This window comes from Agrobacterium sp. ST15.16.024, assembly GCF_027956545.1.
GTDB classification, from domain to species: Bacteria; Pseudomonadota; Alphaproteobacteria; order Rhizobiales; family Rhizobiaceae; genus Agrobacterium; species Agrobacterium cucumeris.
Genome location: NZ_JAQKGO010000007.1, coordinates 193,217 through 208,682, shown reverse-complemented (window position 1 = coordinate 208,682; position 15,466 = coordinate 193,217). Strand labels below are relative to the sequence as shown.

Here is a 15,466-nt window from a genome sequence, read left to right as displayed (position 1 = left end):
TGGGCAGGCAGTCTGAGCATATGCGTGAATAGCGGGACGACGCACCAGAGATGGACCATAGCCGAACAGGGAAGAGACCCCGGCTGCCTTGCCTAGTCGCCAGTGCCCGATACGGCAGCGGCCAGCGCCCTGATTGCCGACGCGTGGGCTGGTGTTCGCGCTCGCGACAGCAGGACGATGTCGGAGGGTGGAAGTGTTGGTAACCCCAGCTCGGCACCCCTGTCGGGCAGCCCACGGGCGCTGATGTCGCCAAGCGGCGCGACGCCCGCCCCTGCAAGAAGTGCTTCATGCAGCACCGAACAGCTTCCGGCCGTGAAGGCGTCACGCCATTCTACGCCTGCCCTTCCAAGCTCCGATACCGCGATTTCCCGGACTGCGCATTCAGACCCCAGTGAGACCAGTGGGACGGCGCCGTTTGCGCGCCGCCGCCAGTCCGGCGCGGCCCGCCATCCCATCCTGTCGGTGCGAAGGATTTCTCCCTCGGGGCCACCGCCATTGCGCCGGATGATGGCGGCGTCGGCCTGCCCGGACGCAAAACGATCCTTCGCGCGCCGCGAAAAGCCGATTTCCACCTCAATCACCGCATTGGCGGGCAGCGCCGCGCGCATCGCCCGTATGGCTGTCGAAAGACGGCTGCCAATCGCGTGGTCACTGGCGGCGAGGCTGAAATGCAGCGGGGTTTCATCGCTGAAAACAAGCGCTTCCTCGTGTTTGGCAAGTAGCTCGCGCGCCTTCGGCAGGAAGACCTGACCGTCCTCCGTGAGCCGCAGGTGGCGGGGCGAGCGGTCGATGAGCCTTCTGCCGATGCGCTGTTCCAGCAACTTCAGTTTCTGGCTGACGACAGGTTGCACGGTTCCCGCCGCCTCGGCCGCCTTCGTCAGGCTGCCGAGTTCGACGCAGAGAATGAACAGGCGAACGCTTTCGAGATCAATCATATGAAATCACTATGTATGGAATATTTATCATCATCTTCTCATTATGATGAAATTTGCGCAAGGTCATCCCACAACAAGGAGATAGACCAATGCCCATGATCAAAGCCCGATACACCAGACCACAGAACAGAAACGACCCAAAGCAGGAGGTCGCAGCCTTGCTGTCTCGCCTCACGGCGGAAATCCTGCACAAGGATCCGGGCGTCACCGCAGTCCTCGTCGAAAGTGCTGATCCCGCCGACTGGATCATTGCCGGATCGAGTGTCGCAGACCAGAAGATCGGCACCTTTTATGTCGAGGTTTCGATTACCGACCACACCAATATCAAGGATGAAACGACCGAATGGGTCCGGCGCGTCTATGACGAAATGAATGCGCTGGTTGGCCCGGTGCATGAGGCCAGCTATGTTCTGGTTCACGCCGTTGATGGCGACGCCTATGGTTATGGCGGGCAAACCCAGAATCAGCGATGGGCGCGCAGCCGCACGAATGTGAGAGAGTGAAAGGATCACTTTGGATCGACGTGCCGAATGTTGTGCAACGCACAAATTTCGGAGGAATAGGCATGAAATTCGGATTTTTAGATACATATCATCCGGAAAAATTCGTCTAAAACTCTCCCAACTCAAGGAGAGACACCATGACGGACACGACATCAGAATTTGATGGGGCAACAATTGGCCTGGAGGCCGCCGAGGAACCCGCATGGACGGCTGCGACCTGGTTTGCGGTTCTTTCGATGGCGGCCACCAGCTTTGCGCTGGTATCGGCGGAGTTCCTGCCAGCGGGATTGTTGACGCCCATGGCGCGCGATCTCGGCATCACCGAGGGAACCGCCGGGCAGGTCGTCACGGCGACAGCTTCCGTGGGCGCCGTGACGGCTTTGCTGAGCAATGTTCTCATCGGCAAACTGAACCGCAAGACCGTGCTTGTCGGTCTTAGCGCGCTGGCGATAGGCTCCAACATTCTCGCATCAGTTGCTGACGATTTCTGGCTATTGCTGGTGGGCCGGGCCGGACTGGGTATCGCGCTCAGCGGCTTCTGGGCTCTTTCCGTTGCCGTCGTGGCGCGGCTCGTCGGCGCAAATTCCACCGGGCGCGGCATGGCCATCGTCACCCTCGGCGTTTCGCTTGCCACCATCGCAGCACCCTCGATGGGTGCCTTGATCAGCGACTGGCTGGGATGGCGCATCGCCATGTCGATGACGGCGGGACTTGCCATCATTGCCATGCTGCTGCAGATCCTCAGCCTGCCGTCGCTGCCGGCAAGCACGAGCAACAGTCTTTCCGATGTCCTGCGGCTGACGCGGCGACGCAGCGTTCAATTGGGGATGCTTGCGATTCTGCTGCTAATGACGGGGCATTTTGCCGGCTCGGTCTATGTGCGTCCGTTCCTCGAACAGGTGACGCTGCTTGAAACCACGCCGATTGCTCTTGCCCTGCTCGGCTTTGGCGTCGCTTCGGTGATCGGCAATGTGCTGGGCGGCCGAATGGCTGACACCAGTATCCGCCTTGCACTCATCGTCACCGCCGCCCTGATGGCATTTGCGACGATCGCCCTCGTTGTCTGGGGTGCTCATACCAGTGCCGCATTTGCACTCGTCGCCCTCTGGGGCCTTGCCTTCGGCATGGCGCCCGTGGTGCTGCCGACCAACCTTTCCCGTGGCGCACCCGACGCCCTGGAGGCAGCCGGCAGCCTGATGGTCGTTTCTTTTCAGGTGGCCATCAGTATCGGTGCGGTTTTCGGTGGTTACATCGTTGATTCCTATGGGGCTACTGCGCCATTGGCTCTCACAGCCATCCTCGCCGCATCCACGGTCGGTCTCGCTCTGCTGCAGCGTCCCGACTGATCATTCGGAGCCCGGAGCTGATCCAGAAATTGTGCTGGCGTTACATACGCCAGCACGCGCGTTTTTAACGCTTTCCTTCAAAAGAGTTTAAGACCGCGGGTGCGGGTTCATTCAAACGGCACCCGAAACGCTCAGCGGAAAACCAGAGGCGCTCCAATCACGCTTCGATTGGAAAGGCAAAACCGGCTTTAACCCGATCCATCACAACCATGGTCTTGAAGCCTTTAATGTCGTGGTTTTCATAAAAGAACCGGCGGGTGAAGGCCTCGTAATCCTCCATGTCCTTTGCCGTGATGACCAGGATGAAGTCGGCGTCGCCGGTGACATAATAGCCGATCATGACTTCCTGCGTGGCGCGAATGGCGGCCTTGAAGCGATCGACGATGTCCGCCCGCTCGCGCTCCAGCGATACCAGAACGATCATGGTGATGCCGCGCCCGACGGCTTTGGGTGAGATGATTGCCACATCCGCTTCAATCACCCCCTCTTCCCGCAGGCGCTTCAGCCGCCTTTGACATGCCGTGGGCGACAGGTTGACGATCTGCGCCAGTTCCTCCGACGTCAGGCGGTTGTTCTTCTGCACGGCGTCAAGCAGCGCCCTGTCGGCTCGATCTATGGTGGTCATGCAGAATTCCTGCGTCAATATGAGAAACTAAGCACTATTCCTGCGTAATGACAGAAATAAACGCCGCCGATCGATGATGCCGCGCCGTTAAGCTCCTTGCAAATAAAAAGGGAGCCTCCTCATGAAAGATATCGCCAGCGCGGCGCTAAAAAGTCTGCATCGGCCCGATCTGGTCGAGCATCGTGCCTTTCTTGATGGGGCATGGGTGGCGCGTGACGAGAAACTGAGCGTTATCGATCCGGCCACCGGCGACCACCTCGCCAGCGTGACATCCTGCTCGCTCGACGATGTCGATGTCGCAATCGATGCCGCCGGCAAAGCCTTCCTCGACTGGCGCGAACGGCTGCCCGTCGAACGGGGCGACATCCTGCGCGCCTGGGGCAGGTTGATGCGTGAAAACGCGGACGATCTCGCCACCATCATAACCGCCGAACAGGGCAAACCGCTTTCTGAATCCCTTGGCGAGATTTCCTATGCCGCCAATTTTCTCGACTGGTTCGCAAGCGAAGGCGAACGATCCTATGGTGAAACCATCCCGAGCCATTTGAAGGGCGGCAGCCTGTCCGTGCAGATGCAGCCAATCGGCGTTACCGTGGCAATCACCCCATGGAACTTCCCTTCCGCCATGATAACCCGCAAGGCAGGTGCCGCTCTTGCCGCCGGTTGTACCATGATCGTCAAACCGGCACCGGAAACGCCGCTCTCGGCTCTGGCTCTGGCAAAGCTTGCAGAAGAGGCGGGAATGCCATCAGGCGTTTTACAGGTGCTGCCCGGCGAAGCCGCCCCGCTGGCGCGCCGCCTTCTGGACCACACGGATGTTCGCGCATTTTCCTTCACCGGTTCGACGCAGGTCGGACGGATCCTCCTCGAACAATCGGCGGCAACCGTCAAAAAAGCATCGCTTGAGCTTGGTGGCCATGCACCTTTCATCGTGTTCGAGGATACCAACCTGTCCCAGGCGGTCAAAGGCTGCGTCGGTGCCAAATTCGCCACATCAGGACAGGACTGCCTTGCGGCAAACCGCATCTACGTTCAACGCGCGGTTTACGAACGGTTCATCGACCAGTTTGCCAAAGCGACGTCCGAACTTGTGGTCGGCCACGGTCTTGAACCCGATATCGATATCGGCCCGATGACGCGCGCCTCCGTTGCCGAGAAATGCCGTCAGCAGATCGCCCAGGCTCTGTCAGCCGGCGCACGCCTGGTCTGCGGTGGGCAGGATAGTCCTCTGGGCGGCAATTTTGTTACGCCAACGGTTCTTGCCGACGTTACCGACGACATGCTGATCGCCCGCGAGGAAACCTTCGGGCCGGTAGCCGCCATATTGCCGTTCGACGATGAGCAGGAGGTGATCCGCCGCGCCAACGCGACGGAAATGGGGCTCGCAGCCTATCTCTACACCAACGACCTCGGCCGCGCGATGCGTCTCACCAACCAGCTGGAATACGGCATGGTGGCCGTCAACACGCCGAAATTCACCGGCGCGCCCATTCCATTCGGCGGCTGGAAACAATCCGGGCTTGGCCGCGAGGGGTCGCGCCATGGTCTCCTGGAATATCTCGAACCCAAATATGTCTGCTTCGGCAATCTTGCTGCCTGAAAGGAATTTCTGTCATGACCATCGATATCAAACGTATCGCCGAAATGGATCGCAACGCGGTTCTGCACCCCTTTACGCAGCTGAAGGATTTCGCCAGCGGCAAGCTCGGCGAACCGACGGTCGTTGAAACCGGCAAGGGCATTCGCATTCAGGACGCGCATGGCAAACAATTGATCGATGGCTTTGCCGGGCTCTATTGCGTCAATGTCGGTTATGGCCGCACCGAGGTGGCCGAGGCTATTTCCCGTCAGGCCTATCGCCTTGCCTATTACCATTCCTACGCCGCCCACACGACCGACGAACTGGCAATCCTTTCTGACCGGCTGGTGAAAATGGCGCCAGGCAGGATGAGCAAGGTCTTTTATGGCATGTCCGGTTCGGATGCCAACGAGACCCAGGCAAAGCTTGTCTGGTATTACAGCAACCTGCGCGGCAAGCCGGAAAAGAAGAAGATCATCTCGCGTGAGCGCGGATATCACGGCTGCAGCGTCGTCTCCGGCTCCATGACCGGCATGAGCTTCTATCATGACCATATGGACCTGCCGCGTGCGGGCATCCTGCACACCGGCGCTCCCCATCATTATTGGGGCGCGGAAGCAGGTGAAACCGAACTGGAATTTTCAAAACGGCGCGCCGACGAGCTCGAGGCCCTTATCCTTCGGGAAAATCCCGATACGATTGGCGCCTTCATTGCCGAACCGGTGCTCGGCACCGGCGGCATTACACCGCCACCGGAAGGTTATTGGGCGGCGATACAGGCTGTCCTCAGGAAGTACGACATCCTCTTGATCGCCGATGAAGTGATCACCGGTTTCGGGCGTACCGGCTCCATGTTCGGCTCGCAGCATTATGGCATCGAACCGGATCTGATTACCGTCGCCAAGGGCCTGACCTCCGCATATTTCCCGCTCTCCGGCGCAATCGTCGGCGAGAAGGTTTACAAGGTGATGGAAGAAGGCGCTGATCGCGTCGGCGCCTTCTCGCACGGCTATACCTATTCGGGCCATCCGATTGGTGCGGCAGCGGCAAATGCCGTGCTCGACATCGTGGAAAAGGAAGACCTGCCGGGCAATGCACGGGCCGTCGGCAGCTACTTCCAGGAACAGCTCAAGGCGAAGTTTGCCCAGCTGCCAATCGTCGGTGAAGTGCGCGGTGTAGGCCTGATGGGCGCAATCGAATTTGTCGCCGATCGTGACAGGAAAACCCGCTTTGCCCCCGGTCTTGCCGTCGGCGCGCGCGTTTCCAAGGCGGCGCGCAACGGCGGTCTCATTGCACGTGCCATGCCGCATGGCGATATTCTGGGTTTTGCGCCGCCACTCGTCACGACGAAGGCAGAGGTGGACGAGATCATCGCCATCGCCGAAGCTGCTGTTCGCAGCGTCATGGATGAACTGGTACAGGCGGGCGAAAAAATCTGAGGATCCGCGCCATCCCGGCTTCCGCCATCAATGCCTGTTTGAGCGGCAACAGCGTGACGATTGCGCATATTCGCCGTGCAATCGTCACCGGCAATGCATAAGGCTTCATCTTTTTGAAGAACCGTGCATAATGTCATGAAATTACCTTCGCTAAAAACGAGACAATTTCATGCGTCGTCAAGCCAATCCGCTCAGCCTCGATCCGGTTCCCGCAACAAAACCGGTGGCATGGCGGCCAAGCCTGACCAAGCAGAAGGGCGAGACCAAACATTCGGCACTGACGGAACGGATCATCGCCGATATCGATGCCGGCGTCTTGAAGCCGATGGACCGCATGCCGACCCATCGTGATCTGGCCCGTGATCTTGGCCTTTCCGTCCAGACCGTCAGCCTCTCCTACAAGGAGGCTGAACGGCTGGGTTATCTGAGCGGCGAAATCGGCCGCGGCACCTTCGTCAAGGCGCGGGTAACCGACCGGGCGGGCCGCATGATGCTGGATCACAGCCCGACCGAGGTGCTTGATCTTTCCATCATCCGCGGCGTCTATCTCGAGGAGCACGAAACTGCCTCGCGCGCGATCCTGCGCGAATTGGCGGATAGTGACAATTCAGGTTTCATGCGCCCCTGCCGTCCAGTCGCGGGACTGGACAGTCATCGCGAGACGGCACGCAGCTGGCTCGGCATGATGGGCGTCACGGCCGGTGCGGAGCGTATCCTTGTCACCAACGGCGCCGCGCACGGCATTTTCCTCGCGCTCAGCTGCATCGTCCGTTCGAGCGACGTCGTGCTGTGCGAAAACCTTACCGACCACGGCATTATCGGCCTTTCGAACATTCTGGGGTTCAGTCTCAAGGGACTGCCCACCGATGGCGAGGGCATTCTGCCCGATGCGCTGGAGGCCGCCTGTGCTGCGGGCGGGGTGCGGGCGCTCGTTCTCATCCCCACCCTCAACAATCCCACCGGCCACGTCGCGGGCGCAGAACGCCGGCGCGACATCGCCGCGATTGCACAACGACACGGCGTCTTCGTCATTGAGGATGAAGTGTATCGCCCGATGATCGAAGACGGGTTGCCGTCCATCACCGAGATGCTGCCGGATCTGGGCTTTTTCGTTACCAGCTTTACCAAGACGGTCCTGACAGGGCTGCGCGTCGGTTACCTCGTCGTACCACCGGCCTATTCCATCCGCGCCGCCTCCATCCTGCGGGTTTCGAGCTGGAGCGGGACATATCTGACCGCCGAAATCGCCACACGCTGGGTTGAAAACGGCACCGCGCGCCGGCTGCTGGACATCCAGCGCGCCGAAGCCCGCGCCCGACAGACCATTGCAATGGAAATCCTCGGCGACCATATCGCCTCAAGCCATCCTCTCTCCTTCTGCGCCTGGCTCAAGGTTCCGCCGCACTGGACGGAAGAGGGCCTGGTCCGCTCCCTGACCAACCAGAACGTTGCTGTCACGCCATCGGAGCCCTTTGTTGCCGGCCCCGGCCATGGCGACGGCATCCGCATATGTCTCGGTGGACGCCTCAACCATCAAAGCCTCGCCAAGGCACTGACGACGGTACGCCAGGCCTTCGAGCAATTGCCGCCGGTTTATGACATCGGTTCCATCGGTTGAAACGCCCTTGCCCGAAAATCATTGAATCATTACAATATAATAATTGACATGATTTTACTTCGCTCTCAACATGACAATCATGAAGAGCGAAAACCTTTCCATATCCGCTGACACATTCCTGCTGCCGGTCTCGCTGACAGATATCGAGCAGGCTGCCATGTGTATCCTCGGCCACGTGGAGCGGACGCCGCTGGTTCGCTCCGATGTCCTGTCGCAAGGTCACGGCGCGCCGGTCCATCTTAAACTGGAAACCCTTCAGCCGGTTGGCGCCTTCAAGCTGCGCGGTGCGATGAATGCGATCCTGTCGCTTGACGACGAGGCACGCAGGCGGGGCCTCGTCACCGCCTCGACGGGCAATCATGGCCGCGCTGTCGCCTTTGCCGCGCGCAAACTCGGCATCCCCGCCACGGTCTGCATGTCGACGCTCGTCCCGGCGAACAAGGTCGAAGCCATCCGTACCCTTGGTGCCGATATTCGCATCGTCGGCACATCGCAGGACGACGCACAGGAGGAAGTTGAACGCCTGACAGGCAGCCACGGCCTGACGTCGATCCCGCCCTTTGATGATGTGAATGTCGTGGCCGGTCAGGGCACGATCGGTATCGAAATTGTCGAGGACATGCCTGATCTGGAAACCATCCTCATTCCCCTCTCCGGTGGCGGCCTGGCAGGCGGCATTGCGGTGGCCATCAAGGCTTTGCGGCCGCAGGCCCGTATCATCGGTATTTCCATGGAGCGCGGCGCGGCCATGCATGCATCGGTCTCGGCCGGAAGGCCTGTCTCCGTGCGGGAAGAGGAAACACTGGCGGATTCGCTGGGTGGTGGCATCGGGCTGGAAAACCGCGTGACTTTTGCACTGTGCCGCGCGCTGCTTGACGAGATCGTGCTGGTTTCCGAGGCCGAGATAGCTGCCGGGATCTGCCATGCGGCACGCGAAGAAGGTTTGATCGTGGAAGGAGCCGGCGCCGTTGGTTTTGCTGCGATCCTGTCGGGCAAGATCAAAATCACCGGCCCCACCGCCCTTATCGTATCCGGCGGCAATATCGACCCGGCCATTCACAAGACGATCGTCGAGGGAGCTGCCGCATGAGCCGCATCACCATCCTGACCGAAAACGACCTTCGCGCCATCATCAAGCTCGACCTGTCTTCCATCGACTGTGTCGAGCGGGCCTTTGTGGCACTGGCCACCGAAGCCGTCGCCATGCCGCCGATCTTGCGTCTCGACATTCCGGAGTTCCGCGGCGAAGTGGATGTAAAGACGGCTTACGTGCCCGGCTTTGAAGGTTTCGCCATCAAGGTCAGCCCCGGCTTCTTCGATAATCCGAAGCTTGGCCTGCCGAGCCTCAACGGCCTGATGATCCTCTTCAGTGCGAAAACGGGACTGGTGGAGGCGCTGCTTCTCGACAATGGTTATCTCACCGATGTTCGCACCGCCGCAGCCGGCGCTGTCACTGCGCGCCACCTGTCGCGCGAGGATGCCTCCTCCGCCACGATTTTCGGCGCAGGCATGCAGGCACGGTTGCAGCTGGAAGCCCTGATGCTGGTGCGCCCGATAAGATCAGCCCGGATATGGGCAAGAAACCATGACAGGGCGCAGGAACTCGCCGGCGATTTCTCTCGCGAACACGGTATCGAGGTCACCGCCTTACCCGACCCGCGTGACGCAATACGAGGCGCTGACATCATCATCACCACAACGCCATCCGAAAAGCCGATCCTGTTTGCCGACTGGCTGGAACCGGGCCAGCATCTGACCGCGATGGGGTCGGACGCCGAACACAAGAACGAGATTGATCCCGGCGTCTTTGCCCGGACAACCTATGTTGCAGACCGTCTGACCCAGACCCGCATTCTCGGCGAGCTGCACCATGCCATCGCCACAGGGCGTGTCATGCCGGATCAGCAATTCGCCGAGCTTGGGGCCATCATCGCCGGCAAGGCGCAGGGAAGAGTGAACCGCGACCAGATTACCTTTGCCGACCTGACCGGCACCGGCGTGCAGGATACCGCCATCGCCAATCTCGCCTTCACCCGCGCACGGGAAGCCAAGAGCGGCCAGATCATCGAAAACAGCATAAAAATGGGAGACGCAGCGTGAGCATAACGCTGAACTTTACGCGCGAGGAATATGCCGCGCGCCTGTCCAAAACCCGCAAAGCCATGGAAAAGTCCGGCATCGACCTTCTTGTGGTCACCGACCCCTCCAACATGCACTGGCTGACCGGTTATGACGGCTGGTCCTTTTATGTGCATCAATGCGTTCTGGTGCCGCCGGATGGCGAGCCGATCTGGTATGGCCGAAAACAGGACGCCAATGGCGCAAAGCGCACGGCCTACCTCGCCCATGACAATATTATCGGCTATCCCGATCATTACGTTCAATCGACCGAACGGCACCCGATGGATCTGCTGTCGCAGATCATCGAAGACCGGGGCTGGTCCGCCCTCACCGTCGGCGTCGAAATGGATAACTACTATTTCTCCGCCGCCGCCTTTGCGTCGCTGCAGAAACATCTGCCGAACGCCCGCTTCAAGGATGCGGCGGGTCTCGTGAACTGGCAGCGCGCGGTCAAGAGCCCGACTGAACTCGATTATATGCGCAAGGCAGGCAGGATCGTCGAGTTGATGCACAAGCGCATCGTCGACGTGGTGGAGCCCGGCATGCGTAAATGTGATCTCGTTGCCGAGATTTACGATGCCGGCATTCGCGGCACCGCCGAATTCGGTGGTGACTATCCCGCCATTGTTCCGCTTTTGCCGTCCGGAGCCGACGCATCCGCGCCGCATCTGACATGGGACGACAAACCCATGCGCCTGGGAGAAGGGACATTCTTTGAGATCGCCGGCGCCTACAGGCGTTATCATTGCCCGCTGTCGCGCACCGTTTTTCTCGGCAAGCCGACACAGGCGTTTCTCGATGCGGAAAAAGCAACGCTCGAAGGCATGGAGGCCGGACTTTCGGCAGCGAAGCCGGGCAACACCTGCGAAGACATCGCCAATGCCTTTTTTGCCGTGCTGAAAAAATACGGGATCATCAAGGACAACCGTACCGGTTATCCGATCGGCCTGTCCTATCCGCCTGACTGGGGCGAGCGCACCATGAGCCTGCGGCCCGGCGATCGCACCGAGCTGAAACCCGGCATGACGTTCCATTTCATGACGGGTCTGTGGCTTGAGGACATGGGGCTCGAAATCACCGAAAGCATCGCGATCACCGAAACGGGCGTCGAGTGCCTGTCTAATGTGCCGCGGCAACTCTTCGTGAAGGGCTGAGATGATGTTGAGCACCGCTCCTCGCCCCTCGCCGATCACGCCCTCCGTCGATTTCGACGCGAAAGGCGTACAACACGGTCATTTGCGGCTCCCCTATAGCCGCGATGACAGCGCCTGGGGTTCGGTGATGATACCGATCTGCATCATCGCCAATGGCGAAGGGCCGACAGCACTTCTGACCGGCGCCAACCACGGCGACGAATATGAGGGGCCGGCGGCACTTTTCGAGCTTGCCCATACGCTTGATCCGGGTGAGGTAAGCGGGCGCATCATCATCGTGCCGGCGCTCAACTATCCGGCCTTTCGCGCGGGCACACGGACGTCGCCCATTGATCGGGGAAACCTGAACCGCAGTTTTCCCGGCCGCCCTGACGGCACGGTGACGGAGAAGATCGCCGACTACGTGACCCGCCATCTGATACCGCTTGCGGATATCGTTCTCGATTTCCATTCCGGCGGCAGGACACTTGACTTCCTGCCCTATGCCGCCGCTCACGAACTGTCCGACAAGGCGCAGGAGACCCGTTGTTTTGAGGCTGTGGCGGCCTTTGCAGCGCCCTATTCGATGAAGATGCTGGAAATCGACGCGGTCGGCATGCTCGATACGACCGTCGAGGAACTCGGCAAGGTCTTTGTCACGACCGAACTTGGCGGGGCCGGCACGGCGAGCGCTAGATCGATCGACATCGCCCGAAAAGGCAGCCTCAACCTGCTGCGCCACGCCGGCATACTGGCCGGTTCGCTGGATGTTCAACCAAGCCGCTGGCTGGACATGCCCTCGAGCGATTGCTTCACCTTTGCCGAGGATGACGGGCTCGTCGCCTTTGTCCGCGATCTGGGAGACGCGGTCACGGCAGGTGAAATCATCGCCCGGGTCTATCCGGTTGGAAAAACCGGCCTCGCGCCGGTCGATTATCGCGCATCCATGCATGGCGTGCTCGCGGCGCGCCACGTTCCCGGCCTGATCAAGGCCGGCGACTGCCTCTCCGTCATCGCCACGGTAACGGAGAACGCATAGTCAAACGAACCCACGTGAGATCCGAAAACGGACCACGCAACCCAACCAGAGGAGTAATACCATGCACATCACCAAAATCGCCGGGCTTTCCGCCCTTGCCCTTGCCATCGGCATGACGTCGGCCAGCGCCTTGACCCTCGAGGAGGTCAAAAGCCAGGGATATATTCGTGCCGCCACGGCAAACGAAGTGCCCTATTCCTACATGCAGCCCGACGGCACATCTGCCGGGATCGGCCCTGATGTGGCAAATGCGGTGCTGAAATCGATGGGTATCGAGGAGGTCAACTGGACGGTGACGCCCTTCGGCACACTGATCCCCGGCCTCAAGGCCCGCCGTTTCGATTTCGCCGCGGCAGAACAGAACATCTCACCCGAACGCTGCAAGCAGGTCTCCTTCACCGAGCCGAATTCTTCCTACGGCGAAGGCCTGCTGGTGAAGAAGGGCAATCCGAAGAAGCTGACGACCTATGCCGATATCGCCAAGGATCCGTCCTTGAAGGTGGCCGTCGTCTCGGGGGCCAACAATGTCGACTTCCTGCGGGCAGTCGGCGTCAAGGACGAGCAGATCGTCTTCATTCCGGCCAATGCCGACGCGATCCCCACCGTCCAGAGCCGCGCGGACGCCTATGCGGCCACGGAGCTCACCGTCTCCGAACTGGCCAAGAACCAGGCCAATGTCGAGCAGGTCACGCCATTTGAGGATCCGGTGGTAAAGGGTAATCCGGTCCGCAACTATGGCGGCTTCGCCTTCCGCCCCGAGGACAAGGAGTTGCGCGACGCATTTGACGCCGCCCTGGTCGAGTTCCGCAAGACGGATGACTACAAGAAAATCCTGTCCAAATACGGTCTGTCCGAACAGAGTATCGCGGCAGCGGCCGAAAAGAAGGTCGCCGATCTCTGCGCCGGAAAATAAAGCTCATCGGCGCCCGGTCTTCGCCGGGCGCCGCTCGTCAGGAACTTGGGAAAACGCCAGATGGACATGACCGCCTACCTGCCGATGATGTGGCAAGGTGCCGTCGTCACCATGACGATCACGCTCGCAGCGCTTGTGGTCGGCACGCTGCTTGCCTTCTTTTTCGGGATTCTGCGTGTCGAGGGCGGACCGATCCTGTCCAGGGTCGCGCTTTGTTATACGGAGGTGTTTCGCGGCACCTCGTTGCTGGTTCAGCTCTTCTGGTTTTATTACGCGCTGCCGCTGGTGGGGCTGAGCTTTGATCCGATCACCACGGGTATTCTGGTGCTTGCCGCCCATGCAGGCGGTTATGGCGCGGAGATCGTGCGCGGTGCGTTGTCCTCCGTTTCCGTGCAGCAGCTGGAAGCAGCCCGTGCGCTGAATTTTACGCGGATGCAGACGCTGTTTCGCATCTCGCTGCCGCAGGCAATCGTCGAGATGATGCCGGCATTCGGCAATCTGGCGATAGAGACGCTGAAGCTTTCTTCGCTCGTGTCGCTGATCTCGATTGCCGACCTGACCTTTGCGGCGCAGTCGATCCGCAACCTGACGCTGGATAGCACCAGCATCTATTCGATCACGCTGCTCTGCTATTTCGCGATGTCCCTGATCCTGATGGTCATCATCCGGGTGATCGAACATTTCGTCAGGCGCGGCAACGTCATTCCGCGCACCCGCCATTCGTAAGGATATCTTCTCATGATGTATGGCTACGAATGGGACACCACCACCTGGCTCACCTACACAACCTCGATCCTGCCGATCATCCTGATCGGCCTGACGGTAACGTTGAAGGCGGCAGCCGCCGGCTTCGCCATCGCGCTGGTTCTGGGGCTTGTTTTTGCGCTGCTGCGCCGCAGCCGGGTCAAGATGATCTCCTGGCCGACTGCCCTGGTTGTCGAGTTCCTTCGCGATACGCCGCTTCTGGTGCAGCTGTTCTTCCTTTATTACGTGCTTCCGGATTTCGGCATCGTGCTGCCCGCCTTCCTGACCGGCGCGCTGGCGCTCGGCCTGCAATATGCGGCCTACACGTCCGAGGTCTATCGCGGCGGCATCGAGGCAGTGCATCACGGCCAGTGGGAAGCGGCCACCGCACTTAATCTCACACGCATGCAGACCTATCGGGATATCATCATTCCTCAGGCCATCCCGCGCATCGTTCCGGCCATGGGCAACTACCTCGTCGCCATGATCAAGGAAACGCCGGTGCTTTCCGTCGTCACGGTTCTGGAGATGATGGGGCTTGCCAACATGATCGGCGAGCGCACATTCGAATATCTGGTCCCGCTGACGCTCGTCGGCCTGATCTTCCTCCTTCTGACAATAATCTGCTCGGCAGGCCTCAGCCGCCTGCAAAGGGCGCTTCCAAAAGCAGGAATACCCTTGCGATGACCAACACCACCAATCAGCCGCTGATCGAATTTTCCGATGTCACGAAGCGTTTCGGCATTCTGACGGTTCTCGACCAGTTCAATTTCAGTGTGAAAAAGGGCGAGAAAGTAACGCTTATCGGCCCCTCCGGCTCCGGCAAATCGACGGTTCTGCGCATTCTCATGACGCTGGAACCGTTCCAGGAGGGCAAGCTTACCCTTGCCGACATCTCCTATCATGAACAGGGCGGCAAAGGCCCCTTTCAGGCTTCGGAGAAGCACCTTCGCCAGATCCGCAATCACGTCGGCATGGTCTTCCAGAGCTTCAACCTCTTTCCGCATATGACGGTGCTTCGCAACATCGTGGAAGCGCCGGTGCGGGTGCTGGGCATCGCCCGCGCAGAAGCGGAAGCGCGGGCAATCGAATTGCTGAAGATGGTCGGGCTGGCCGACAAGAAGGATCATTATCCGGTGCAGCTTTCCGGCGGTCAGCAGCAGCGCGTCGCCATTGCCCGCTCGCTTGCCATGCGTCCGCGTGTCCTGCTTTTTGATGAGCCGACCTCGGCGCTTGACCCGCAACTGGTGGGCGAAGTGCTGTCAGTCATTCGTGATCTGGCCCATGAACACGATCTGACGATGCTGCTTGTTACCCATGAGATGCGTTTTGCCCGCGAAGTGTCAGACCGGGTCTGCTTTTTCGACAAGGGCCGCATCTGTGAGCAGGGAGCACCGGAGGAAATTTTCGGCGAGCCGAAAGAAGAGCGGACCCGCGAATTTCTGTCATCGGTTTTGCGCTAAAGCAGCAT

General features: G+C 60.0%; 15 protein-coding genes. 13 read left to right on the top strand and 2 right to left on the bottom strand.

Going from position 1 to position 15,466, the window contains the following annotated elements:
• Window positions 1-92: 92 nt before the first annotated feature.
• A complete protein-coding gene (locus PL640_RS19850) occupies window positions 93-935 on the bottom strand; it encodes a LysR family transcriptional regulator (protein WP_271363182.1) in 843 nt (280 codons plus the stop codon).
• Between the two features lie 89 nt (window positions 936-1,024).
• On the opposite strand from PL640_RS19850, the gene PL640_RS19845 reads away from it, so the two are divergent.
• Both PL640_RS19845 and PL640_RS19840 read left to right on the top strand, forming a co-directional pair.
• Complete coding sequence (locus PL640_RS19845) at window positions 1,025-1,438, top strand: tautomerase family protein (protein ID WP_271363180.1); 414 nt, start codon at window positions 1,025-1,027, stop codon at window positions 1,436-1,438.
• Between the two features lie 137 nt (window positions 1,439-1,575).
• The gene (locus PL640_RS19840; protein ID WP_271363179.1) at window positions 1,576-2,784 is read left to right on the top strand and encodes an MFS transporter; all 1,209 of its coding nucleotides are present in this window, start codon (window positions 1,576-1,578) and stop codon (window positions 2,782-2,784) included.
• Between the two features lie 157 nt (window positions 2,785-2,941).
• On the opposite strand, the gene PL640_RS19835 is transcribed toward PL640_RS19840, so the two are convergent.
• Window positions 2,942-3,409, bottom strand: a complete 468-nt coding sequence (locus tag PL640_RS19835; protein ID WP_271363178.1) for an Lrp/AsnC family transcriptional regulator — start codon at window positions 3,407-3,409, stop codon at window positions 2,942-2,944.
• A gap of 121 nt (window positions 3,410-3,530) precedes the next feature.
• Here PL640_RS19835 and PL640_RS19830 point away from each other — a divergent pair, with 121 nt between their 5' ends.
• The 11 genes from PL640_RS19830 (at window position 3,531) to ehuA (ending at window position 15,458) form a co-directional block, all read left to right on the top strand.
• A complete protein-coding gene (locus tag PL640_RS19830; RefSeq protein ID WP_271363177.1) occupies window positions 3,531-5,009 on the top strand; it encodes an NAD-dependent succinate-semialdehyde dehydrogenase in 1,479 nt (492 codons plus the stop codon).
• Between the two features lie 14 nt (window positions 5,010-5,023).
• The gene (locus PL640_RS19825) at window positions 5,024-6,427 is read left to right on the top strand and encodes an aspartate aminotransferase family protein (protein ID WP_271363176.1); all 1,404 of its coding nucleotides are present in this window, start codon (window positions 5,024-5,026) and stop codon (window positions 6,425-6,427) included.
• A 169-nt stretch (window positions 6,428-6,596) separates the two neighbouring features.
• Window positions 6,597-8,045, top strand: a complete 1,449-nt coding sequence (ehuR, locus tag PL640_RS19820; protein WP_271363175.1) for a MocR-like ectoine utilization transcription factor EhuR — start codon at window positions 6,597-6,599, stop codon at window positions 8,043-8,045.
• A 70-nt stretch (window positions 8,046-8,115) separates the two neighbouring features.
• Complete coding sequence (gene eutB / locus PL640_RS19815) at window positions 8,116-9,135, top strand: hydroxyectoine utilization dehydratase EutB (protein WP_271363173.1); 1,020 nt, start codon at window positions 8,116-8,118, stop codon at window positions 9,133-9,135.
• Entirely contained in the window at window positions 9,132-10,145 is a 1,014-nt protein-coding gene (gene eutC / locus PL640_RS19810; RefSeq protein WP_271363172.1) for an ectoine utilization protein EutC, read from the top strand. The genes eutB and eutC overlap by 4 nt, the downstream gene beginning before the upstream one ends.
• The gene (doeA, locus tag PL640_RS19805; RefSeq protein WP_271363171.1) at window positions 10,142-11,320 is read left to right on the top strand and encodes an ectoine hydrolase DoeA; all 1,179 of its coding nucleotides are present in this window, start codon (window positions 10,142-10,144) and stop codon (window positions 11,318-11,320) included. Before eutC ends, doeA begins: the two co-directional genes overlap by 4 nt.
• Before the next feature lie 4 nt (window positions 11,321-11,324).
• Window positions 11,325-12,338 carry a N(2)-acetyl-L-2,4-diaminobutanoate deacetylase DoeB gene (doeB, locus tag PL640_RS19800; protein ID WP_271363223.1) on the top strand — a complete coding sequence of 338 codons (1,014 nt, stop codon included), beginning with the start codon at window positions 11,325-11,327 and terminating at the stop codon, window positions 12,336-12,338.
• A gap of 61 nt (window positions 12,339-12,399) precedes the next feature.
• Entirely contained in the window at window positions 12,400-13,251 is an 852-nt protein-coding gene (ehuB, locus tag PL640_RS19795; protein ID WP_142842029.1) for an ectoine/hydroxyectoine ABC transporter substrate-binding protein EhuB, read from the top strand.
• A 60-nt stretch (window positions 13,252-13,311) separates the two neighbouring features.
• On the top strand, window positions 13,312-13,977 hold the full coding sequence (ehuC, locus tag PL640_RS19790) for an ectoine/hydroxyectoine ABC transporter permease subunit EhuC (protein WP_271363170.1): 666 nt from the start codon (window positions 13,312-13,314) through the stop codon (window positions 13,975-13,977).
• Between the two features lie 12 nt (window positions 13,978-13,989).
• Window positions 13,990-14,682, top strand: a complete 693-nt coding sequence (ehuD, locus tag PL640_RS19785) for an ectoine/hydroxyectoine ABC transporter permease subunit EhuD (RefSeq protein ID WP_046801285.1) — start codon at window positions 13,990-13,992, stop codon at window positions 14,680-14,682.
• Window positions 14,679-15,458: an ectoine/hydroxyectoine ABC transporter ATP-binding protein EhuA gene (ehuA, locus tag PL640_RS19780; protein ID WP_271363169.1), complete on the top strand. Its 780-nt coding sequence runs from the start codon at window positions 14,679-14,681 to the stop codon at window positions 15,456-15,458. Before ehuD ends, ehuA begins: the two co-directional genes overlap by 4 nt.
• The last annotated feature ends 8 nt before the right edge of the window (window positions 15,459-15,466 follow it).

Coding starts and splice junctions, on each gene's coding strand:
- PL640_RS19850 (WP_271363182.1), bottom strand. CDS start 935: ATGATTGATCTCGAAAGCGTTCGCCTGTTCATTCTCTGCGTCGAACTC.
- PL640_RS19845 (WP_271363180.1), top strand. CDS start 1,025: ATGCCCATGATCAAAGCCCGATACACCAGACCACAGAACAGAAACGAC.
- PL640_RS19840 (WP_271363179.1), top strand. CDS start 1,576: ATGACGGACACGACATCAGAATTTGATGGGGCAACAATTGGCCTGGAG.
- PL640_RS19835 (WP_271363178.1), bottom strand. CDS start 3,409: ATGACCACCATAGATCGAGCCGACAGGGCGCTGCTTGACGCCGTGCAG.
- PL640_RS19830 (WP_271363177.1), top strand. CDS start 3,531: ATGAAAGATATCGCCAGCGCGGCGCTAAAAAGTCTGCATCGGCCCGAT.
- PL640_RS19825 (WP_271363176.1), top strand. CDS start 5,024: ATGACCATCGATATCAAACGTATCGCCGAAATGGATCGCAACGCGGTT.
- ehuR (WP_271363175.1), top strand. CDS start 6,597: ATGCGTCGTCAAGCCAATCCGCTCAGCCTCGATCCGGTTCCCGCAACA.
- eutB (WP_271363173.1), top strand. CDS start 8,116: ATGACAATCATGAAGAGCGAAAACCTTTCCATATCCGCTGACACATTC.
- eutC (WP_271363172.1), top strand. CDS start 9,132: ATGAGCCGCATCACCATCCTGACCGAAAACGACCTTCGCGCCATCATC.
- doeB (WP_271363223.1), top strand. CDS start 11,325: ATGTTGAGCACCGCTCCTCGCCCCTCGCCGATCACGCCCTCCGTCGAT.
- ehuB (WP_142842029.1), top strand. CDS start 12,400: ATGCACATCACCAAAATCGCCGGGCTTTCCGCCCTTGCCCTTGCCATC.
- ehuC (WP_271363170.1), top strand. CDS start 13,312: ATGGACATGACCGCCTACCTGCCGATGATGTGGCAAGGTGCCGTCGTC.
- ehuD (WP_046801285.1), top strand. CDS start 13,990: ATGATGTATGGCTACGAATGGGACACCACCACCTGGCTCACCTACACA.
- ehuA (WP_271363169.1), top strand. CDS start 14,679: ATGACCAACACCACCAATCAGCCGCTGATCGAATTTTCCGATGTCACG.